Annotated in this window: 23 protein-coding genes and 1 pseudogene; 8 read left to right on the plus strand and 16 right to left on the minus strand. The window is 56.2% G+C overall.

The annotated features are described in order from the left end of the window. Positions 1-7 precede the first annotated feature (7 nt). The 5 genes and pseudogenes from nqrF to trhA form a co-directional block, all read right to left on the minus strand. Positions 8-1,309 (minus strand): annotated as a pseudogene (nqrF, locus tag ADICEAN_RS11370) (NADH:ubiquinone reductase (Na(+)-transporting) subunit F). Positions 1,310-1,425: 116 nt separating this feature from the next. Further along, positions 1,426-2,445: a radical SAM protein gene (locus tag ADICEAN_RS11375; protein WP_009195745.1), complete on the minus strand. Its 1,020-nt coding sequence runs from the start codon at positions 2,443-2,445 to the stop codon at positions 1,426-1,428. Between the two features lie 40 nt (positions 2,446-2,485). Beyond that, positions 2,486-2,905, minus strand: coding sequence for a hypothetical protein (locus ADICEAN_RS11380; protein WP_040396863.1), 420 nt, complete (start codon positions 2,903-2,905; stop codon positions 2,486-2,488). A 172-nt stretch (positions 2,906-3,077) separates the two neighbouring features. Further along, positions 3,078-3,278: a hypothetical protein gene (locus tag ADICEAN_RS11385; RefSeq protein WP_009195747.1), complete on the minus strand. Its 201-nt coding sequence runs from the start codon at positions 3,276-3,278 to the stop codon at positions 3,078-3,080. 65 nt (positions 3,279-3,343) lie between these two features. Then, positions 3,344-4,003, minus strand: coding sequence for a PAQR family membrane homeostasis protein TrhA (gene trhA / locus ADICEAN_RS11390; RefSeq protein ID WP_051068848.1), 660 nt, complete (start codon positions 4,001-4,003; stop codon positions 3,344-3,346). Between the two features lie 279 nt (positions 4,004-4,282). On the opposite strand from trhA, the gene ADICEAN_RS11395 reads away from it, so the two are divergent. Then, positions 4,283-5,173 carry an SDR family NAD(P)-dependent oxidoreductase gene (locus ADICEAN_RS11395; RefSeq protein WP_009195749.1) on the plus strand — a complete coding sequence of 297 codons (891 nt, stop codon included), beginning with the start codon at positions 4,283-4,285 and terminating at the stop codon, positions 5,171-5,173. A gap of 24 nt (positions 5,174-5,197) precedes the next feature. Here ADICEAN_RS11395 and ADICEAN_RS21215 read toward each other — a convergent pair whose 3' ends face one another. From ADICEAN_RS21215 to ADICEAN_RS11410, 3 genes are all read right to left on the minus strand, one after another. Beyond that, positions 5,198-6,835 carry a sensor histidine kinase gene (locus tag ADICEAN_RS21215; protein ID WP_152426399.1) on the minus strand — a complete coding sequence of 546 codons (1,638 nt, stop codon included), beginning with the start codon at positions 6,833-6,835 and terminating at the stop codon, positions 5,198-5,200. Between the two features lie 345 nt (positions 6,836-7,180). Beyond that, positions 7,181-8,020 (minus strand): acetyl-CoA carboxylase, carboxyltransferase subunit beta, encoded by an 840-nt coding sequence (gene accD, locus ADICEAN_RS11405; RefSeq protein ID WP_009195751.1) that lies wholly within the window; start codon positions 8,018-8,020, stop codon positions 7,181-7,183. Between the two features lie 30 nt (positions 8,021-8,050). After that, positions 8,051-9,106, minus strand: a complete 1,056-nt coding sequence (locus ADICEAN_RS11410) for a class I fructose-bisphosphate aldolase (protein ID WP_009195752.1) — start codon at positions 9,104-9,106, stop codon at positions 8,051-8,053. Positions 9,107-9,261: 155 nt separating this feature from the next. Here ADICEAN_RS11410 and ADICEAN_RS21875 point away from each other — a divergent pair, with 155 nt between their 5' ends. The 4 genes from ADICEAN_RS21875 to ADICEAN_RS11425 all read left to right on the plus strand — a co-directional run bounded on the left by ADICEAN_RS21875 (position 9,262) and on the right by ADICEAN_RS11425 (position 11,319). Further along, positions 9,262-9,420, plus strand: coding sequence for a hypothetical protein (locus ADICEAN_RS21875; protein WP_236612903.1), 159 nt, complete (start codon positions 9,262-9,264; stop codon positions 9,418-9,420). Between the two features lie 124 nt (positions 9,421-9,544). Next, complete coding sequence (locus tag ADICEAN_RS11415; protein ID WP_009195754.1) at positions 9,545-10,720, plus strand: formimidoylglutamase; 1,176 nt, start codon at positions 9,545-9,547, stop codon at positions 10,718-10,720. Positions 10,721-10,861: 141 nt separating this feature from the next. Then, on the plus strand, positions 10,862-11,041 hold the full coding sequence (locus ADICEAN_RS11420; RefSeq protein ID WP_009195755.1) for a hypothetical protein: 180 nt from the start codon (positions 10,862-10,864) through the stop codon (positions 11,039-11,041). Next, entirely contained in the window at positions 11,029-11,319 is a 291-nt protein-coding gene (locus ADICEAN_RS11425) for a type II toxin-antitoxin system RelE/ParE family toxin (RefSeq protein WP_009195756.1), read from the plus strand. The genes ADICEAN_RS11420 and ADICEAN_RS11425 overlap by 13 nt, the downstream gene beginning before the upstream one ends. 73 nt (positions 11,320-11,392) lie before the next feature. Here ADICEAN_RS11425 and ADICEAN_RS11430 read toward each other — a convergent pair whose 3' ends face one another. The 8 genes from ADICEAN_RS11430 to ADICEAN_RS11465 form a co-directional block, all read right to left on the minus strand. Next, on the minus strand, positions 11,393-11,659 hold the full coding sequence (locus ADICEAN_RS11430; RefSeq protein WP_152426400.1) for a hypothetical protein: 267 nt from the start codon (positions 11,657-11,659) through the stop codon (positions 11,393-11,395). 82 nt (positions 11,660-11,741) lie between these two features. Next, the gene (locus ADICEAN_RS11435; protein WP_161622696.1) at positions 11,742-12,512 is read right to left on the minus strand and encodes a carboxypeptidase-like regulatory domain-containing protein; all 771 of its coding nucleotides are present in this window, start codon (positions 12,510-12,512) and stop codon (positions 11,742-11,744) included. 51 nt (positions 12,513-12,563) lie between these two features. Next, positions 12,564-13,892: a DUF58 domain-containing protein gene (locus ADICEAN_RS11440; RefSeq protein WP_040396864.1), complete on the minus strand. Its 1,329-nt coding sequence runs from the start codon at positions 13,890-13,892 to the stop codon at positions 12,564-12,566. Further along, positions 13,892-14,887 (minus strand): AAA family ATPase, encoded by a 996-nt coding sequence (locus tag ADICEAN_RS11445; protein ID WP_009195760.1) that lies wholly within the window; start codon positions 14,885-14,887, stop codon positions 13,892-13,894. Before ADICEAN_RS11445 ends, ADICEAN_RS11440 begins: the two co-directional genes overlap by 1 nt. Position 14,888: 1 nt before the next feature. Next, complete coding sequence (locus ADICEAN_RS11450; protein ID WP_009195761.1) at positions 14,889-16,058, minus strand: DUF4350 domain-containing protein; 1,170 nt, start codon at positions 16,056-16,058, stop codon at positions 14,889-14,891. After that, positions 16,055-16,846, minus strand: coding sequence for a DUF4129 domain-containing protein (locus ADICEAN_RS21220; RefSeq protein WP_009195762.1), 792 nt, complete (start codon positions 16,844-16,846; stop codon positions 16,055-16,057). Before ADICEAN_RS21220 ends, ADICEAN_RS11450 begins: the two co-directional genes overlap by 4 nt. After that, positions 16,824-17,801, minus strand: a complete 978-nt coding sequence (locus tag ADICEAN_RS11460) for a hypothetical protein (RefSeq protein WP_009195763.1) — start codon at positions 17,799-17,801, stop codon at positions 16,824-16,826. Before ADICEAN_RS11460 ends, ADICEAN_RS21220 begins: the two co-directional genes overlap by 23 nt. After that, entirely contained in the window at positions 17,785-18,753 is a 969-nt protein-coding gene (locus ADICEAN_RS11465; RefSeq protein WP_009195764.1) for a stage II sporulation protein M, read from the minus strand. Before ADICEAN_RS11465 ends, ADICEAN_RS11460 begins: the two co-directional genes overlap by 17 nt. A 38-nt stretch (positions 18,754-18,791) precedes the next feature. Here ADICEAN_RS11465 and ADICEAN_RS11470 point away from each other — a divergent pair, with 38 nt between their 5' ends. The 3 genes from ADICEAN_RS11470 (at position 18,792) to ADICEAN_RS11480 (ending at position 20,670) form a co-directional block, all read left to right on the plus strand. After that, positions 18,792-19,505 carry an RDD family protein gene (locus tag ADICEAN_RS11470; RefSeq protein ID WP_009195765.1) on the plus strand — a complete coding sequence of 238 codons (714 nt, stop codon included), beginning with the start codon at positions 18,792-18,794 and terminating at the stop codon, positions 19,503-19,505. Next, a complete protein-coding gene (locus tag ADICEAN_RS11475) occupies positions 19,505-19,738 on the plus strand; it encodes a cytochrome b5 domain-containing protein (RefSeq protein ID WP_009195766.1) in 234 nt (77 codons plus the stop codon). Before ADICEAN_RS11470 ends, ADICEAN_RS11475 begins: the two co-directional genes overlap by 1 nt. A 77-nt stretch (positions 19,739-19,815) precedes the next feature. Next, the gene (locus ADICEAN_RS11480; protein WP_009195767.1) at positions 19,816-20,670 is read left to right on the plus strand and encodes an ATPase; all 855 of its coding nucleotides are present in this window, start codon (positions 19,816-19,818) and stop codon (positions 20,668-20,670) included. The last annotated feature ends 81 nt before the right edge of the window (positions 20,671-20,751 follow it).

The raw sequence follows: 20,751 nt of genomic DNA on the forward strand, positions 1-20,751 counted from the left end.
TCTGCTATCAACCACCGAAGTCGTCGAAGCGGATATTTTCTTTGGGGATGCCCATGTCGTCGAGCATTTTCAGTACTGCGGCGTTCATCATCGGAGGTCCGCAGAGGTAGTACTCGATTTAATCCGGCTCGGGGTGATTCTTCAGGTAATTATCAAACAGCACCTGGTGAATAAAACCTACATAGCCATCGCCGCTATCATCCAGCGCTTTCTTCAGCTGCCAGTTATCTTCGGTCAGGGGTTCGGAAAGACCAATATAGAAACGGAAGTTAGGGAAGTCCTTCTCAATGTTGCGGAAGTGGTTGGTATAGAAGAGCTCTTTTTTAGAGCGTCCGCCGTACCAGTAGCTTACCTTGCGATCGGTCTTTTCGGTGTGGAACAGGTGGAAGATATGCGAACGCAGGGGTGCCATACCGGCACCACCCCCAATGTAGATCATTTCGCGCTGGGTAGGGTTGATGTGGAACTCGCCGTACGGGCCGGAGATGGTTACCTTATCGCCTACTTTGCGGCTGAATACATAAGAAGAACACACACCGGGGTTTACATCCATCCAGCGGTTATTGGCCCGATCCCAGGGTGGGGTGGCAATACGGATGGTAAGCATGATGATGTTCCCTTCGGCAGGGTGGTTGGCCATGGAATAGGCACGGAAGAGCGGCTCATCGTTCTTCATGGTCAGGCCCCACATCTGGAATTTGTCCCAGTCAGACTTATACACATCGGGCTTGTGGTTCAGCTCAGGCTTGGGCGTAATGTCCATGTCCTTGAAGTTGACCGTAATGGCCGGTACGTCGATCTGGATATAGCCACCCGGCTCAAAGTGCATGCTTTCGCCCTCAGGCAGGCGCACCACAAACTCTTTGATAAAGGTAGATACGTTGTAGTTCGAAATCACCTCGCACTCCCACTTCTTGATACCGAAGATCTCTTCCGGAATGCGAATCTTCATATCATTCTTCACCTTTACCTGGCAGGCCAGGCGTACGTTTTCGCGCTGCTCGGTACGGCTCAGGTGACCAACTTCGGTGGGCAGCACTTCGCCGCCGCCTTCTTCAATCACGCACTTGCACATGGCGCAGGTACCGCCGCCGCCGCAGGCCGAGGGCAGAAATAACTTTTGCGCCGACAGTGTGCTGAGCAGAGTACCCCCTGCCGACACCACAATGGGCTGGCTTTCGTCGCCATTGACCACAATCTGCACATCACCCGACTGCACCAGCTTGGACTGAGCGAACAATAGGATGAGCACCAGCAACAAGATTACCAGGGCAAAGGCCACTATGGCGGTAATGATTTCTGGGTTCATGTATTCCTCTTAAATAGGTTTACGATCTAATTTGGCGCAAATATACCCAATAGCCCCTAATTAAATCAGGAAAAAGCGGTTTTTTTCCTACGTTACGGCGCCTGCAGGCATTGGATTCAGGGAATAGAATGTTCTTTTGGTCCGTAGGCCTTTTTTCCTCTCCAGAGCCCCTTCCAGCTGCCTTTCATCAGGGTGTATTTAAGGGTACTGGGCAGGGCCTGCCAGAAGTATTTATTAACGTTTACTGCAAAGGAGGGCTGCATATAGCAGTTAATGGTACACCCCTGGCAGGCGGGCAGGCGCCCCTCCTGCGCCACCAGTTGCTGCACGGGTGCCGACTTGTACAAATCATAGAGGCGGCCCTCGATGGCAAACTCCTGCAGGCCCAGGTGGTAGCAGGGCAGCACCAGCTTGTTTTCGGGCGAGATCACCACCGTGCTGCTGGCTGCTTTGCAGACAGGCTTTTCAATAGAATTACCCCCATCCCGCCGCAGGCCTATGAATCCCTGATTAAGATACACCCCCTGCTGCCGCCCCCATTTTTCCAGCTCCTGCAGGGCCGCTTCAGACAAACCCCCGCCGGTAGCTACGGCATTATAATCAAAGATGGGGTTGAGAATGAGCACTAACTTGTTGGGCCTGCAGAATTGCTCCCACACCTCCCCGATCTGGTGCACATTGCCCTCCTGTACGGTAAAGAGAATATCGGGCCGCTCGCCCAGGCGGGTGGCAATGCCAATGCTTTCCTGTACAAAATCAAAGCAGGCTACTCCCCGGCTGGCATCATGTTCTTCCTTATGCGGAGAGTCGAGCGAGAAGTGCAGCATATCCACCAGCCCCCGCAGGCGCTCGGCCCATTTGGGGTAGAGCAGGCCATTGGTGGTAAGGGTGGTGATAAAGCCCTCTGCCCTGGCCATGCGCAGCAGCTCGTCCATCTGCCGGTGCAGCAGGGGTTCTCCGCCCGTAAAATCAATCACCCGTACGCCCAGCCGGCGCAGATCCTTCAGGTTATGGCCCACCTCCAGGGGGGTTACATAAGGCGAGGGGCGCTCCCAGATATCGCAAAAGCTACAGCTGGCATTGCAGCGGTAGGTAACATAGTAATTGCAAAGGACCGGGTGATGAATGAGGCGCATGCCTCAAAGGTACTCAAGGAGGGGCAGGAGAAAAAATGCCTTACAGCCGGTCTACCAGCAAGCGCACATCATAATCTTCGGTCTTCCAGTTGGCCTTGTGGCCGGGTGGCATGCTTACGGCTTCCAGGGTGATCCGGTACCCCTCCCACTCCACCACATTACGGCCATCGGATGCGGGCTGATGCAGCGTCAGTTGTAATTCGGCACCATCCTGCGCGCCTTCGGCCAGCAGGCGCACGCTTACCTCCCCCTCCCAGATGCAGTTTACATCCAGCGGGCAGCGGCTGTCAATCACCTGTAGTATGGTAATGCGCAGCGCCTCAGAAAGCGCCTTTTGGGGAGGATGCAGCACAAAGGGGGTACCGAGCGGCAACTCCAGATCGGCGGCAGGCGCCTGCTCGGGGCTGCAGGCCGGGACCATCAGCAAAAGGCAAAGAAAGAGATGAAAAAAGTGTTTCATGGCAGGGGGTTTAGTAGAAGACAGGTTCACAAGGCCATTGGTTGGCCGATCCGCTTTTTTTTAAGCAGCAACACCCCATGCAGCACAGCCGGCAGTATCTGTTGCAGGCGCATGCTGCCAGATGCTGGACGTACCCGGCGGTAGAGGCAGAACCACCTTGGCGTGCCCCAGGCTATGAATTACTGCCCCGGCGGGGCTTTTGCAGACTAACGGCAATGGCCAGTATGCCTACCGTTACCGGTGTGAGGGAGAAAACGGAAAAGGGCTGTCCCTGCAGAAAGTCCATCAGCATTACCGTCAATCCCAGCAAAACAGCCAGTACCCCAATGGTAAAAGCGGCTTTGTGCAGGTTGCGTGTACGTGGTCCTGACATGGCGCAGAAGGTTGATTAACGAAGGTTGATCCAACAAGATAGGCAATACCCCCTACTTGAGCAAGTTAGCTCAGCGGAGGCACTACCTGCAGCAATACGGCCACAAAATGGCAGACGCTGCCCCCCAGCACAAACAGGTGCCAGATGGCATGGGCATAGCGCTGCTGCTCCCGGTGGTAGAAGAAGGTGCCGGCTGTATAGAGCACCCCCCCGGCCAGCAACCACCACAGCACCGAAGCCGATACCGACAGCAGCAGGGGTTTAAGGGCAATAAGCACCATCCAGCCCATGGCAATGTAAATAATGGTGGAAAGCTTCTGATACCGTCCGGTAAAGAACAGCTTAAAAACCACCCCCAGCGCCGCCAGACCCCAGGCCAGGCCAAAGAGCAGCCAGCCCCAAAAGCCCTGTATGCCCACCAGGGCAAAGGGGGTGTAGGTGCCCGCAATCAGAATAAAGATGGCACAATGGTCCATTACCTGCAGCCGGGCCTTGGCCACCGCATGCTGTATGGCATGGTACAGGGTAGAGGCGGTATAGAGCAGCACCAGGGCCGCTACAAACACACTGGCGCTGGCCAGCTGCCAGCCATTGCCGTAAATGGCCGCCAGCGTAATAAGTACCCCGCCACCGGCCAGCCCGGCCACTACGCCGAGGCCATGGGTAAGGGCATTGGCCAGTTCTTCTTTGCCTGCATGGGAGAGTTTCATTCCACTCGTCTTCATACCTCTATTCATTTTTTTGAGCCTATCCGGCAGGGGGATTTTACCTGCAGGCAGCAAACTGCGCGCGGCTTGCTAAACTACTAACGCTCTGCACATAAAAAAATGACAATGGTCAGGGTTTTGCTCCCCCCTCTGCACCGGGTGTGCGCCAACCAGAGAGGCATCACCGCCGGGCCAGCCTGCTGATGCTGAGAGGGATTGGCAAAAAATCGGCCCAATCTCAAAACCATTTGAGGCCTGCGCATTTTCTTTTAGAAAGAACTAAATACCGAATCAGTTATGGAAAGACTAATGGGAAAAGTGGCAATCGTAACCGGCGGCGCCACGGGAATAGGGGAAGCGATCTGCAAGAAGTTTGCCCGCGAAGGGGCACAGGTGGTAGTGGCCGGCATGCCGGAAGACCCCGTGCAGGAAGTAGTACAGGAAATACTGGAGGCCGGCGGCAGGGCTATAGCCTTTAGCGGCGATGTGGCCGATGCCGACGATGCCATGCGCTGTGTGCGAATTGCCGTAGAAGAATTCGGCAAGCTGGATATCCTCATCAACAATGCCGGGGTGTTTCCCGACATGAAAGAGCTGCAGCAATACGATATTGAGGTCTTTGACAACATGATCCGCAACAACGTTCGTTCGGCCTTCATGATGAGCCGCATGGCCTTGCCGGAGCTGCATAAAACCCGGGGCTGCATTGTATCGGCCGGCTCAGAAGCCGGCCAGCTGGGCATAGCCCAAAATACGCCCTATGGCGGCACCAAAGGCTTTATTCATGCCTTTAGCAAGGGGCTGGCCGTAGAGCAGGCGCAGCATGGGGTGCGGGTAAACTGCGTATGCCCCGGCGCCATTGATACTGCCTGGACGCATAAGGAGGATGGCCCCTTTGACAGCGAAGTGGAAAAAATGGTGATCAATGCCACCCCCATGGGCCGCCGCGGCACGCCCGAAGAAATGGCCAATGTGTACCTCTTTCTGGCCTCCGACGAAGCCTCGTATGTAACCGGTGCCCTGTATTTTGCCGATGGCGGCATTACGGTAGCCAAGGGCAGTGTAGGCCAGAAGGCCCACGACAGCATGAAAGAAGCGCCTAAAGGGGAGCTGGACCTGCGTCATTCCCGCCAGGGGGCTACCGAGATCCGCTGGCCAGGCGGCGCCAGGGACCGGGAGCGCCTGTAAGTACTCTTTTTTTCCGGCAAGGGCTCAGGGGGGTGATAAGTTAGGCAGCTCCAGCACCACCTCTGTGCCCTTGTTTTGTTCTGAGCTGATTCGGATACTGCCCTGCAGCTTGCTTACGGTTTCCTTTACGATATAGAGGCCCAGGCCCGAACCCGGCTGAGCGTCGGTGGCCCGGTAAAACATGTCAAATATGCGGGGCTGGTGCTCCTGCGGAATACCCATCCCATTATCGGCAATGCGCAGCAGGGCGGTATCGGGGCTTAGCTCCAGCTGTACCTTTATCCAGGGGCTTTCTTTGTTGCGGGAAGTTTGCTGGTATTTAAAGGAATTGGAAAGCAGGTTGCTTAAGATCACCCCCAGCCGGTAGCGATCGGTCACAAAGGGGCCCTGGCCATTTTGAGATACCTGCAGCGCTACACTGCCCGCCTCAGTGGCTGGCTGCAGCTGGCTTACAATCTCGGTGGTCAGTTCGTTTATATCAACTACTTCCGGCTTCACCTCCAGGCGGGCATTGCGGGAGTAATCCAGGATATCCCGGATAAACTTATCCTGCTTCTGCAGACTTTTGCGGATCATCAACAGCATGCTACGGATCTGCTCCGGGTCCTTTTCATAGCTGAGAAGTAGCTCGGTGAGCCCCAGTACGGAGGTCATGGGAGCGCGCAGGTCGTGGGATACGCGGTACACAAAATTGTCCAGCTCCTGATTCACCTTTATCAGCTCCCGATTCTGGGCTTCCAGCTGCCGCTCATACTCCTTGCGCTCGCTGATATCCTGCATCACCCCTACCAGCCGATGCGGATCACCCTCCTCATTGCAGATGATTTGCCCGCTGCTGCGGATAAAGATGCGCTTGCCGCTCTCCAGCCAGCAGCAGTACTCAATTTCAAAATGTTCCTTTGCCTCCAGGGCGGCGCGGATCTCCTGCTCTACCCGGGGCAACTCATCAGGATCCACCAGCCGCATAAAATCTTCCCTGGTATATTGCTTAGCCCGCTGCCAGCCCACCAGGGTACAAAAGCCATTAGATACCTGCAGGGCTCCGCTAAGCATATCCAGCTCATAGATGCCCACCCCGGCGGCTATATGGGCCATTGTAAATACCTGCTGCTGCTGCTCTACCCGGCTGCGCCAGTCGGAAAATTCCTGCCAAACGCCCGTAAGGCTTTTTTCCCGATAGCGCAGCTCCAGCAGCTGCACCACATAGCGGGCCAGTGTTTTAAGACTGAACAACTGCTCTTCGCTGATACTACGCGGATGATTGGCCAGCACGCAAAGCGTTCCCAGGTTGTAGCCGGCCGGGGTTTGCAGGGGCACCCCTGCATAAAAGCGTATGTAGGGTTCACCCAGCACCAGGGGGTTGTGGATAAAGCGGGGATCCAGGTGAGTATCTTCTACCACCAGCACATCGCTTTGCCGGATGGCGTAGGAGCAAAAAGCCGCATCTTTGGGTGTTTCCTTGAATTTAACCCCTACCCGGGCTTTAAACCACTGCCGGCAATCGTCCAGCAGCGTAATCAGGGCCATGGGGGTCTGGCAGCTCTGGCAGGCCATGCGCACAATGTTCTCAAAGTCCTCCTCCTGCGGTGTATCCAGAATGTCGTACTTCAGCAGCTCCTGCAGTCGCTCCTCTTCATTGTTAAAAATATTGGCTGCTTCCATGGGTGATGTGGGCTTTGTGCGGTCCGGAAAAAAAGAGGCCAGGGGCACAAGCAGTTATACTAACAAGATATAACCTAGAAGCAAGAATAGCAAGCGGGAGCCCTGCTCACTTCTCTCCCGCAGCCGCACAATCCATAGCAATAAAAAAGATTGTCTTCTGTCTGAAATAGCGCCCTACTGCCGCCTGCCCTGGCTGCCCGCAGCATCAGCATGCTGGTACCACCTTCTTCAATAGAACGACCAGGATTTGCCCCGGCTTGTGATGTGAATATTGCTATTGCCCTTGCTTACAAAAAAAACCGGCACTGGGCCGGTTTTGTATACAATAAGGGGGTAACTTCTGGCTTAGCTGAGCATTTGCAGCAGCTGGCTGATGCGGCTCTTGAGGTTGCGGCGATCTACGATAAAATCCAGAAAGCCGTGCTCCAGCACAAACTCCGAGCTCTGAAAGCCCTTTGGCAGATCCTTGCCAATGGTTTCGCGGATTACGCGCGGGCCGGCAAAGCCGATCAGCGCCCCTGGTTCGGCAATGTTAAAATCGCCCAGCATGGCATAGGATGCGGTAACCCCTCCGGTGGTGGGGTCGGTCAGCAACGAGATGTAGGGCACTTTGGCCTCGCCCAGCTGCGCCAGCTTGGCCGAGGTCTTGGCCATCTGCATCAGCGAAAAGCCGGCCTCCATCATGCGCGCACCACCCGATTTGGAGATCATCATAAAGGGGATCTTGTGGGTGAGGGAATAATCAATGGCCCGGGCAATCTTCTCACCCACCACGGTTCCCATAGATCCGCCAATAAAGCTGAAGTCCATACAGGCCACCACCAGGTCCCGCCCATTGCACTTGCCTACCGCCGAGCGAACGGCATCTTTAAGGCCGGTCTTTTTTTGCGAGGCCACCACCCGTTGCGGGTAGGGCTTGCTGTCGGTAAAGTGCAGGGGGTCGGCCGAGGTCAGCTCTGCATCCAGCTCGGTAAAAACATTGCCGTCAAAAAGAATCTCGAAGTACTCCTTGGAGCCAATGCGTACATGGTAGTTCTCATCCGGCACCACATAGCAGTTGTCCTTGAGTTCACGCGTATGTACGATCTTGCCACCCGGAGACTTGAACCACAACCCGTCTGGCACTTCTTTTTTCGCCTCGGTGGGCGTAACAATGTTCTTATCCTTTCTCTTGAACCAGGTCATCGCAAACAATTGGCTGTTAGACTGCCAAAGTTAGGCAATCGTTACCGTATCAGAAAGATAAACATCCTGAATAGCGTTCAAAATTTCCACACCTTCGGCCAGCGGACGCTGAAACGCCTTGCGGCCGCTGATGAGTCCCTGCCCGCCGGCCCGCTTGTTGATCACCGCCGTACGCACCGCTTCGGCCAGGTCAGAAGCACCTGAAGAAGCCCCGCCCGAGTTGATCAGGCCAATACGGCCCATGTAGCAGTTGGCTACCTGGTAGCGGCACAGGTCAATGGGGTTGTCGCTGCTCAGCGTCTCGTACATGCTTTTGTGCGTTTTACCAAAGCCAATGGCCGAGAAGCCTCCGTTGTTCTCCGGCAGCTTCTGCTTGATGATGTCGGCCTGCAGGGTAACGCCCAGGTGGTTGGCCTGTCCGGTAAGGTCGGCGGCTACGTGGTAGTCGGTGCTGCCCTTTTTAAAATCGTTGTTGCGGGTATAGCACCACAGAATGGTGGCCATGCCCAGCTCGTGCGCCCGCTCAAAGGCCGCGGCAATCTCCACGATCTGCCGGCTGCTCTCCTCGGAGCCAAAGTAAATGGTAGCGCCAATGGCCGCAGCGCCCAGGTTCCAGGCCTCCTCAACAGAGCCGAACAGGATCTGGTCGTACGTATTGGGGTAGGTCATCAGCTCGTTGTGGTTGATCTTAACCACAAAGGGGATCTTGTGCGCATACTTGCGCGACATCACCGCCAGGTTGCCAAAGGTAGTGGCTACGGCATTGCAGCCCCCTTCAATGGCCAGTTTGATGATGTTTTCCGGATCGAAATAGTCCGGATTGGGCCCAAAGGACGCACCGGCGGTATGCTCAATGCCCTGGTCTACCGGCAGGATGGATACATAGCCCGTACCGGCCAGGCGGCCGCTGTTGTAGATGGAGGCCAGGCTGCGCAGCACCTGCGGCGAGCGGTTGCTCTGGCTAAAGATGCGGTCAATGAAATCGGCACCCGGCAGGTGCAGTCTGCTTTTGGCAATGGTTTTACATTCGTGGGAGAGCAGGCTTTCTGCTTCCTGTCCAAGGAGTTGTTCGATGTGAACGGCCATAAAAAAATGAAACGTGTGGTTTAAGGAAAATTCTTACGTGGGTAACATACGTCCTGCTTTGGGCTTGGTTGCGCCCTTAAGGAAGTAGTACCTTTATCCAGTAATCAGGGCCAATTTTAAAAAGTTTTGGCGGGATGAACAAATTATGCAAACGTTTGATTTTACTCTCAGGCCTGTTTCTGTTAGTAATGGGGGGATGCAGCGAAACAGTCTATGTTCGTCAGCAGGGCCAGACCTATAACGATTATAAAAGCATGCGCCACGAAAAGGTGGTGAATAAGACCAAACGACCCAAAGTGCGCGCACAGCACTGAACGATTTGACTACTACTCTTCTGATTTGCAAAATGGCTGCCCCTCTGGAGCAGCCTTTTTGCTTTTGGTACGGAGGGGGTATAAGGGGCTGTACTTTTCGGGAAAAGCTGGTATCTTCGCTTTTATGGAACAGCCCAACCTGAAGATCTTTTTCTCTGCCCTTCCCGAGCACCTTTATTCCGGCATTACCGCCCACGACAGCCTGGTAAAAAGCATGCGCCTGCATGCCGAAAGTTTTCCGGAGCTCGAGCAGATCGATATTGCCCTCATCGGCCTTACCGAAAACCGCGGCAGTGGCGATAATCAGGGGGTGAGCGGGGCGGCTGATGCCATCCGCCAGAAGCTCTACAAGCTAAAGCGCTGCCCAACGGGCACCCTGCGCATTGCCGATCTAGGCAACCTCATCAGCGGACATGACCTGGACGAGACCAACCTGCGCATCCGCGAGGTATGCAGCATGCTCATGAACCAGAACATCCTGCCCCTGCTGCTGGGCGGCTCGCACGATCTTTCCTACGGCCAGTACCAAGCCTATGAAGACCTGGAAAAGCTGGTGTCCGTGGTGCATGTAGATGCCCTGCTGGACCTGGAAGACAGCCCCGAGCAGCCGGCCAACCTGCGCCATGTGCACCAGCTGCTGGTACACGAGCCCAACTACCTCTTCAACTACTCGCTGCTGGCCTACCAGAGCTACCTGGTAGACCCCTCGGCCATGGCCATGCTGGAGCGCCTCTACTTTGAGGCCCATCGCCTGGGCAACCTGCGCCGCGACATCCGCGAAGCCGAGCCTCTGGTGCGCGAGGCCGACCTGCTGAGCTTCGACATTACGGCCATTAAAGCCCCCGACGCTCCCGGCAATGCCCAGGCCCAGCCTTTTGGTCTTACGGGTGAGGAAGCCTGCCAGCTCTGCTGGTATGCCGGCCTCAACGAAAAGCTCTCCTCCATCAGCTTCTTTGAGTACAATCCCGAGCTGGACGATGCCCGCCGCACCACTGCCTCGGTGGTAGCCACCATGATCTGGTATTTCATTGAGGGCTATTACAACCGCAAGCAGGAAGTAAGCTTTGCCGGCAACGACTACCAGCGCTTTATTGTGACCATGCCGGCCGAGCCCTCCACCCTTACCTTTTACAAAAGCCGCCGCAGCGAAAAATGGTGGATGGAAGTACCCCACCCCAACGACGACGTCAGCCGCTACGGCCGCAACTTCATGGTGCCCTGCAGCTACAACGACTACCTGATGGCCGTACAGGGCGAAATGCCCGAGCGTTGGATCAATACGTATAATAAGCTGATTTAAGGGGGGCAAAAAGAGATGATGCCGGCGGATGACAAACCTTCCTGCTGCAGGCAGGCCCTTTTAGCAACTACTCCTGTATGGGGGTAATTGGCGACAAGCCAAAAAAGGGGTATATTAGTCTGGATTAGAAACGACAATACCATGACCAAAGATAAAGTTTTAGAGGCTGTTCGGGAAATGCCACAGGAATTTGAACTTGAGGAGCTGATCGAAAGGCTGATCTTCATCGATAAGGTTCAGAAAGGCATGAAGCAGCTAGACGAGGGGAAAACAGTCTCCCATGACCAGGCAAAGAATATCATCAAGTCATGGCAAAAATAAAATGGTCGACCATTGCGCTTGATGACCTGCGAACCGTGTATGACTATATAGCGCAAGATTCACCCATATATGCCGATCGACTATTGGATAAGATCATTGAAAAAGTAGATGCCTTGGAACAGCATCCTCTAATCGGCAGAAAAGTCCCGGAATTTGACGATGATACAATAAGGGAACTCCTCGAAGGCAACTACAGAATCATCTATAGAGTAGAAGCTGATGAAACTATAGGCATATCCCGGATCCATCATTCCGCAAGGCTACTAAGGGAGCTTTAACTAAAAATATCTGTTACCAGTAGCAGAGCCAAGCGACTGCATGCTGCAGTAGAAGCATCTAAGCAGCTGCTATTCATCCCCCATACATAAAAACCCAGATAGAAAGGCCGAAGGAGAGGGCTCCCAGCAAAAGGGAGAACAGGATATACACCGGCAGTTGCCTGGTCTTATAGCGCCCCCTCATCTTCAGAACGATCAGCATCACCAGCAGCACGCCGAGGCTAAATAGCCCCCAGAACATAAAAAAGCCCGCAATCAGATTTCCTCCAGTGTGTAGCAGCATTGGTACCAGATGGCTATGTTGGTGTTGCTCAATTTGTTCTTGAAAATACCAGTTCACTGCACTTCCGCAGGTTCTCCGAACCTGCGGACGCTATGCTTTGGTTCTCCGAACCAACTTTATTCCGAATGAACCCCATCCCCTATCGATAATACAGCGCCTCGTATTGCTCCTGATACTTCCAGATGGTGAGGATGGCATTGTATTCGTTGGTTTCTTCCAGGAACTGGAGGCTGGGCTTGCAGAAGGCAAGGAAATCTTTGAGCACGCCCCCCCGGTAGCCGGTGAGCTCGGCTACGATCTTCTCATCGAACCAGTAGTTGAAGAGGGCATTGTAATACTCCTCAAAGGCTGCCTTAGCCTTGAGCTCCCGGATCTTTTTGCGCTGCTTCTCCTTTTTGCTGAAGAGGTTGGCAAACTGGGTTACGGCCCCCTCCAGCGCGGCTCCGCTGCCGGTAGTGGTGAGGCCAATTTTCTGTTCTACAGGATCCAGGCCGCTGGGCCGTACGCTACGGTAGCCCACATAGGGGTCGTCGCTTTTTTCGGCCGGGGCAAAAGGCTTGTAGTCGGGGCGGGTGGTGCGGATGGTGGCGGGACGCATCACCACTACCTTTTCTTTCATGGGGAAGCGGTAGCCCATGCGGGCAAAATCACTGACAAGAATGGTGGTATCCTGATAGCCGATCATGCGGAACTCAAGCTTATCCTCATCGGACATGCGAAGGCTGAAATAGCCCTCCAGATCGCTAACGGTGCCGCTGCTGCGGGTACGGTTCAGCACCTGCACATAGGGAAGGGGCCGCAAGCTGTCTGTCGCCTGTACCACACGCCCCCGCACCTGGCGCAGCTCCTGCCCCTGCGCTGCCCCCAGCAGCCCAAAAAATATCAGTGAAAGTAGTATCAGCTTTTTCAAGATCACTTACACAACGCAACTCCGGCCAAAAATATTCTTAACACCCCTTTTTTAGATAAGCCCCCGGGATTTCAGCTCCAGGTACTTGTTTATGACACTTACAGTAAGCCCCTGCGGAGGGGTGAGCAGACTTTGGATGCCGTGCTGCTGCAGCTCCCTTACTATCAGCTTCTTTTCATGCAGTAGCTTTTGGGTAATGGTTTTGGTATACACGTCCTCCAGCCCCTTTACCGGTGCGTCCAGCAGCTGCACCAGCTCGGTATTTTCAAAAAAGATCACCACCAGCAGGTGCTGGCGGGCCAGCTGGCGCAGCTGCGGCAACTGGCGGCGCATGCCCTGCAGCGACTCAAAATTGGTAAAGAGCAGCAGCAGGCTGCGCTGGGGCAGCTGGCGGCGCACCCCCATGTACAGGCGGCTGAAATCGGCCTCCTTATAGGCAGTCTTCTGCTTATAGAGCGCTTCCAGAATGGCATTCATCTGCCCCCCCTGCCGGCTGGGCGGCAGCAGCAGGTTTATCTTTTCCTGAAAGGTGATCAGGCCCGCCTTATCGCCCTTCTTGATGGCAATGTTGGAGAGGGCCAGGCAGGCGTTGATGGACCAGTCCAGCAGCGAAAGCCCCTCAAAGGGCATGTGCATGAGGCGGCCCTTGTCAATTAGGGATACCACCTGCTGGGAGCGCTCGTCCTGGTAGGTATTCACCATCATCTGCCCGCTGCGGGCGGTGGCTTTCCAGTTCAGGGTGCGGTAATCATCGCCCTGCACATAGTCCCGGATCTGCTCAAACTCCTGGTTCTGCCCCATGCGCCTGAAGCGCTTGATGCCCTGCTCGGGCAGGCTGGAGAAAGCCAGCAGCTCAAATTTATGCATCTGGATGTAGCTGGGGTACACGGGCACCTCTTTGTGCAGCGCAAATTTGTAGCGGCGGCTTGCCAGCCCCAGCGGGGAGGCTACATAGGCATTCAGAAAGCCAAAGTCATAGGCACCCCGTTTGGTGGGCCGCAGAAAGTAGGTATGCCGCTTTTGCACTCCGGCCGCCAGCTGCAGGGCAAACTGCAGATGCCGGGCCTGAAACTGCTCGGGTACCTCATCGATCACCGTAAGGGAAATGGCAAAGGGGTAGCGATTCCGAAATTGTAGCTGCACCGGGTTATCATCGCCATTGGAGAGGCGGTCGGCCAGGGTGCGCTCCCCCTCCAGGCCCCTGGGCAGGCGGTAGAGTACCAGCACATCTACCAGCAGCAGCAGCGTCAGCAGGCCGAAGCCGGCCTTGGACCAGAACAGCAGCGAGGGCAGCGGAAAGCCGGCCAGCCCCAGGGCTACCAGGGCCAGGGCGGCCATCCAGAACCTGCGCTGGAAGTAAAAGGAACTAAGCAGCTGCACTAGCGGGGTACTTCTACGGTTTCAATTAATTCACGCAGGATGTCGGCCTCCTGCCGGCCTTCCATTTCCCGCTCGGGGGTAAGGCTAACGCGGTGCTGCAGCACGGGTATGGCCAGGCGCTTCACATCCTCAGGGGTGATAAAATCCCGTCCCTGCAGGGCGGCATAGGCCTTGGCCGAGGCCAGTATGGCAATGGAAGCCCGGGGCGATGCGCCCAGGTACAGATCGGGATAGGCGCGGGTGGTGGTCACCAGCCGGGCAATGTAGCGCAGCAGATCATCGCTCACATGCACTTGGCGGGCCAGGGCGCGGGCGCGGGCAATCTGCTCGGGTTTTAGCACCGGCTGTATGGAGGCGCCCGAGAAATCCTTTCCTTTGGTATGATGCCCCTGCAGGATCAGCACTTCTTCATCCAGCTCGGGATAGGGTACATCAATGCGAAACAGGAAGCGGTCCAGCTGGGCCTCGGGCAGGCGGTAGGTGCCCTCCTGCTCAATGGGGTTTTGGGTAGCCAGCACCATAAAGGGCTCGCCCATGCGGCGCGTCTGCCCATCCATGGTAATCTGGCGCTCTTCCATTACCTCAAACAGGGCCGCCTGAGTCTTGGCCGGGGCGCGGTTGATCTCGTCAATGAGCACCAGGTTAGAGAAGATAGGCCCCTGGCGGAACTCAAAATCGCTGGTCTTTACATTAAAGACCGAGGTGCCCAGGATGTCGGAAGGCATCAGGTCGGGGGTAAACTGGATGCGGGAAAAGCCCGTATCGATGGCCGCTGCCAGCAGCTTGGCCGTAAGGGTCTTGGCTACGCCGGGCACCCCTTCAATGAGCACATGGCCTTCGGCCAATAGGGCCACCAGCAGCAGCTCCACCATTTCCTGCTGGCCCACAATCACCGAGCCTATCTGGCTGCGAATGGCGGCCATGCTCTCCTGCAGATCATTCAGGTTTAGGCGGCTGGCAAAGGGGGTGGTCTCTATATTTTCTAGATCTTCCATCTTATCGTCTGGTAAAGTAGTCTAATTTTTCATTCAGGTTCATCAGGTCCTGCGCCGAAAGGGCCGCCTGCTGCTGTACCCGATTGATGTAGGCAAACAGCTGGTGCACCTCTTCCAGCGTATGGCCGCTTTTGTGGGCCAGGCGCTTTTGCCAGGCGGTATCCGGCTGGCCGGCGGGCATCTGGTAGCGCTCCCGCAGCTCTTCCATAAAGTAGGCAATACGCTTGTGGGCCAGGTTCAGGTGGTCCTGCTGTCCGTAATAGAGGCGGGCCACGGTGTGGGCAAACTGCAGGCTGGTGTTGGCCGGGGGCTCCACCACCGGTATGGGGCGCTGGCGCCGCCGCAGGGTAAAGAGGATAAAGCCCAGCAGAACCCCCATGCCCAGGTAGTAGGCCCAGCGCAGGGCCGGCTCGCTGAGCACAAAGCGCAGGGGGCTGGGCGACTCCATCCGGCCCAGGTGATAGTATTCGGTCCAGAAGGGGGTCTGCTCCGGCAGGTAGCTCAGGGCCGCCTCGGCAAAGCCGCGGGTCTGGGGCTGCATCAGAAAATAGTTGGTATAGGCCAGGGGGGTGCTGGAGAGGTAAATAGTGCCCTTTCCCCAGGGAATGGCCGCCAGCACAGGGTTGAGCTTGTTATTAAGCGCCAGGGTGATAGCCCCAGCCGGCAGGCTATCGAAGGAGGAGGCCAGGGCCGTAGCCGGGTAGCGGTACTTCTCTTTGGGCAGGCCCTTTTGGGTAAACCAAAGGTACATGCTATCGGCTGCCTGCTCGCCCAGGGGGTTGAACTGAAAATCGTAGGTATAGGAAAAGCCCAGCGTATCCTGCAGCAGCTCATTCCAGTGCTCGGCAGCCAGAAAGGCATGATCGCCGGCCTGCACCCGCCGCAACAGCACCTCCACATCTTCGGTGCCGGGCTCAAAGAAGCCGGCCAGCACCAGCTGGTTCAGGGGGGTGGGCATGCTATCAAGCTCATAGAGGGTAACGGGCCGGATATGGGGTGCTCCTTCTTTCAGAAAATCGGGCAGCAGCTGCGCCAGCGCATAGGCGCCATAGGGGTTCTTGTCCCGCTGCGAGTAGGTGGCCCGCCAGTTCAGGGGTTTGGGCACCAGTGCTTCTATAAGCACAAAGACCAGCAGCACCCCGCCCAGAATATAGAGTTGACGCCTGCTCATGCCGCTACCCCTGCCTTTCTGCTAAACTGGACCCACTCCTGCTGCACCTGCTCAAATACCCCCTTATCGACGGGAAAATTGCCATACCAGGCCCACTCAAAGTAGTAGCCCAGGCGGGTAAAGTGCGTGCTGATGTCTGCTGCCTGCACCTCCTGCTGGTACTGGCGGTTGGTTTTGCCGGGCTCCCAGCGAATGTGGCCCCCATCGGACAGGCGCTTGAGCGCTGCCAGGTACACCAGGCGGATGGCCCGGGGGTACTCCTCCCGCTGCACCGCCGTGGCAATTTCGGCCTCGAAGTTCAGCGCATGTATGTTTTCGGTTAGGCCCTCCGGCGCCTGTATGGGGGTAGCGGCCGCCTTGCGGTGCAGCAGGCTGCTCAGATCAATGTCCAGAAAGCGGATCACAATAAACAGGCCGGCGGCTATGCAGAAGGCGTAAAAGAGAGCACCCAGCAGGCCGCTGTCGGAAGCGCCGCCCAGCACCTCAGCGAGCTTATAGGCCAGCCAGCGCTTAAAGCGGTCCCAGGCCCCTTCGTCGGCCTTGGCCAGGGCATAGTCCATGTCGCCATCCTCCTCCAGCTCGGCCAGGGTCTGCTCTGAAAACTGGCGGCGCTGCCAGGCCGGGGCAGCGGTCTCCGGCTGGCTTTCCTGCAGAGGGGACATACTTATGGAGGAATCGGGCCGGGCCTGTACAGGGGGGGCTTGCCCAAAAAGAGGGTACCAGCAGAGCCCCAGCAGCACTACCAGCAGCAGCCCCAGGGGGGGCTTAGTACTGTTCCTGCTCTTCATGAACTGCCTCGGCTACGCCAAATGCCTGCATGCGCTCCAACAAGCCGCTGGCTTCCTTATTTTCCCGCAGGCTGAAGTACTGAAAGGTGATGCCGATAAAGAGCAGGCTGCTGGCAAAGGTAAAGCCCAGCACATAGAGCGAGCCCGACAGCGCCCCAATCAGGTCATATACCCCTACCCCTCCGGTATCTACCTCCAGACTTTCCATATCCCGGGCATGCATCATGCGCATGAACATCAGGATGTAGTTGGGAATGGCCGCGGCAAACATCATCACCGACTGCACACAGTACACAATAAAGAACAATCCGGCCGTGCTTAGCCACTTGCCGGCGTTCAGCTCCATGGCCCGGTTGAGGGCCTCAAAGAAATTTTTACGCTCAAAGCTTCGGATGGGGTAAATGAGCATAAGGGCCGCTCCGCCCAGCAAAACGGCAAAGAACACCAGCAGCACAATCAGCAGCACCAGGGCTGGCGCTTTCAGGGCCGTAGCCAGCAGCGCCAGGGGGGTAATGATTACAGCCATCAGGATGCACATAAGCACCACTATGCCAAAAGACGAGCCCAGCACCGAGAAAAACTCGCCCCAGATGCTGCTCCACAGCTGCGATGCCGGCACCTGGGCCGATCCCTTTTCCACATACTCGCGCAGCATGCGCTGCACCACAGCCACCATGAGGGTGGAGGCAATCAGGGTGGTGATCATCATCAGGATCACCGAAAGGCCCAGCATAAAATAGTGGCTGGCGCCGGTGGGGGCCTCCTGCTCTCCTAGGGCGCCCATAATATACGTCTGGTAGAGGCTAAAGCATACACCGGCCACCAGCGCAAAGGGGCCTACCACCAGTACGGTATTGGTGAGCAGGGGCTTGATGTTCTGGCTAAAGAAGGCGAAGGTAGCATTAAGCTTGTCGCCCAGGCGGCGTTCCCGCTTAAAGTTAATGTGCTGCTGCATGGTGTATGCGTTCTACTTTGAGGGGATAAATTACAAAATAATAGAGCATGAACAGGGCCGATGTAAGGATTATTGCTCCCTTTGCTGCCCAGTGCCATTCGGTATAGCGGGTTACGTAGCTTTCCAGCACGGCTGCCGCCACAATAATGGGCAGCACCCCTACCAGCATTTTTACCGCAGTGCGCACCCCCCGGGCAAAGGAAGTGCGGCGGGGATAGGTGCCCGGGTACATAAAGCTGTTGCCTACCACCAGGCCAGCCGCCCCGGCAATGATAAAGGAGGCCATCTCCAGCGTGCCGTGTACCCAGATGGTAAGAAAAGAAGTCCAGAACAGGCCCTGCTTCAGAAAGAAATACTGAAAAGCCCCTACCATTACCCCATTATAAAACAGTATAAGGCCGGCCCCCACGGCAAAGACCAGTCCGGCGGCAAAAATGGTAAAGGATACCCGCAGGTTGTTATAGGCAATGGCGGCAAACATGCTCAGCATGTCCTCGTCTTTGTATACGGCCATGGGATCGCCCTTTTCAATATTCTCCAGGGTCATGTTCACATAGCCATCGCCCAGGATCAGGCGGGCGTAGGTCTCATCATATTCGGCCGAGAGGGCGCCAATGGCCACCGATACGGCAAAGATCAGAAAAGAATAGAGCAGCGGGCGCCGGGCCCCGGCAAAGAGCAGGGGCAGTTCCTGTGTCCAGAACGTTAGCAGCCGGCTCAGGTCTTCCTTTTTATTGCGGTAAATGCGCTGGTGTACCGAGGCGGCCAGCCCGTTGAGGTAGGGAATGATCTGGCTGCTGGGGTAGTGGGTGCGGGCGTAGGCCAGATCATCAGTGAGTTGCACAAACAGATCGGCCAGTTGATCGGGCGCGGCAGCTCCCTTTTGCTGCAACAGCTCCTCAAAAGATTTCCATTTTGGGTAATTCGCTTTGACAAATTGAGCCTCGCGCATACATTTGCTTTTACTCCGGACGCACAAGGTAACAAAGCATGCAGAAAGTAGAGATACAAACCACCCAAAATGTACTCATCGATTATGAGGTAGCAGGCCTGGGCGACCGAATAGGAGCGTATTTGCTGGATTCTCTGCTCACAGGGGCCTACTATATTGTGCTGATCCTGTTCAATTCTGAGGTATACAGCATGCCTACCTGGCTCATCATTACATTTATTCTCCCCCCCTTTCTGTATCACCTGCTGTGCGAGATCTTTTTTAACGGGCAAAGCCTGGGCAAGCGGCAGCTGCACCTGAAGGTAGTACGCCTGGATGGCACCCAGCCCGGCATTGGCAACTACCTGCTGCGCTGGCTGCTGCGCCCGCTGGATATCTGGCTCTATGGCTCGGTGGCCATCCTCACCATCCTCATCAACGGCAAGGGGCAGCGCCTGGGCGATATGGCCGCCGGCACCACCGTGGTAAAATACCGGCCCCAGCAGCATAATTTTGATCAGCAACTCTACACCCCCGCCCCCGAACAGGAGGCCTATGAGGTGCAGTTTCCGCAGGTGAGCCGCCTGCAGGAAAAAGATGTGGCCCTGATCCGGGAAACGCTGCGCACCTACCGCCTTACCGGCAATGCCCAGCCCGTGCAGCTAATGGCCGATAAAGCGCAGCAGCTGCTGGGCATCGAAACCAGCATGCCCCCCCTGAAACTGCTGCATACGCTGGCCAAAGATTTTGACCACCTGGCCGGTCGCCCCTGATGCTGCCCGTGTATACGCTACGCCAGCTGGCCCTGCGCAACGGCCAGGACCGGCCCGAGATCTGGTGCGCCTTCCGGGGCCTGATCTATGATGTGAGCCCCTCCCGCCTCTGGCGGGGCGGCAAGCACTATGAGCACTGGGCCGGGCAAGACCTTACCCAGGAGCTCAGGGATGCACCCCATACCGACAAGGTATTTGACAAGTTTGTGGTGGTAGGCCGCCTGATTAGCTGAAGAAATCAGAAAAATGGCTATCTTAAATGCTTCACCAAGCCGGTTTAGCTAATTTAGCCAACTCTACCCCCCTGCCTATGATCTTTATTGCCGATAGCGGATCTACCAAAACCCAGTGGCGCCTGCTAGGGGCCGATGGCAGCATACAGCAGGCCAAAACGGCCGGCTACAACCCTCATCACCAAACGGCTGCCGACATCCGGGACAACCTGCTGCAGGAACTCCTGCCCCAGCTCTCTGACGGCATCAGTCCGCAGCAGATCCATTTTTACGGGGCCGGCTGCAGCTCCGAAAAAAGCAAAAGTATTGTGCGCATGGCCTTTCGGGAGGTGTTTCCGGAGGCGGACATCACCATAGAACATGATCTGCTGGCCGCCGCCCGCGCCCTGTGCGGCAGCGAGCCGGGCATTGCCTGCATTCTGGGCACCGGCTCCAACTCCTGCCTCTACAATGGTGCGGAGATTACGCACAACATTCCGGCCCTGGGCTGGATCCTGGGCGATGAGGGCAGCGGCTCCGACCTGGGCCGGCGCGTAGTAGCCGATTTTCTTCGGTTTAACATGCCCGATCACCTGAGCAAAGCCTTTGCTGAGGCCTACCAGGGGGTAACGGTTGATGAGGTGCTGGACCGCATTTACAAACAGCCCTTTCCCAAACCCTACATTGCTTCCTTTGCCCGCTTTCTGAACACCCACCTGCAGGACCCCTGGTGCTACCAGCATGTGTACGACAGCTTCCGGAGCTTTCTGGAAAAGAATGTGTGCAAGTACCCCGACTACCAGCAGCACAAACTGCACTTTGTAGGTTCGGTGGCCTATTACAACAGCAATGTGCTGCGCAAGGCGGCCTCCGACCTGGGGCTGCGGGTACACCATGTACTGGAGAGCCCCATTGCCGGCCTTACCCTCTACCACCAGCAAACCAAAGTGTAGCCCCAGGGAACAAAGCCCGGGCTTTTTGGGTATAGCTATGTATACAGCCTGTCATTAGGCAAGAAGCGGCAAGAAAGTAAG

Origin of the sequence: Cesiribacter andamanensis AMV16 (assembly GCF_000348925.1) — a bacterium.
GTDB lineage: Bacteria > Bacteroidota > Bacteroidia > Cytophagales > Cyclobacteriaceae > Cesiribacter > Cesiribacter andamanensis.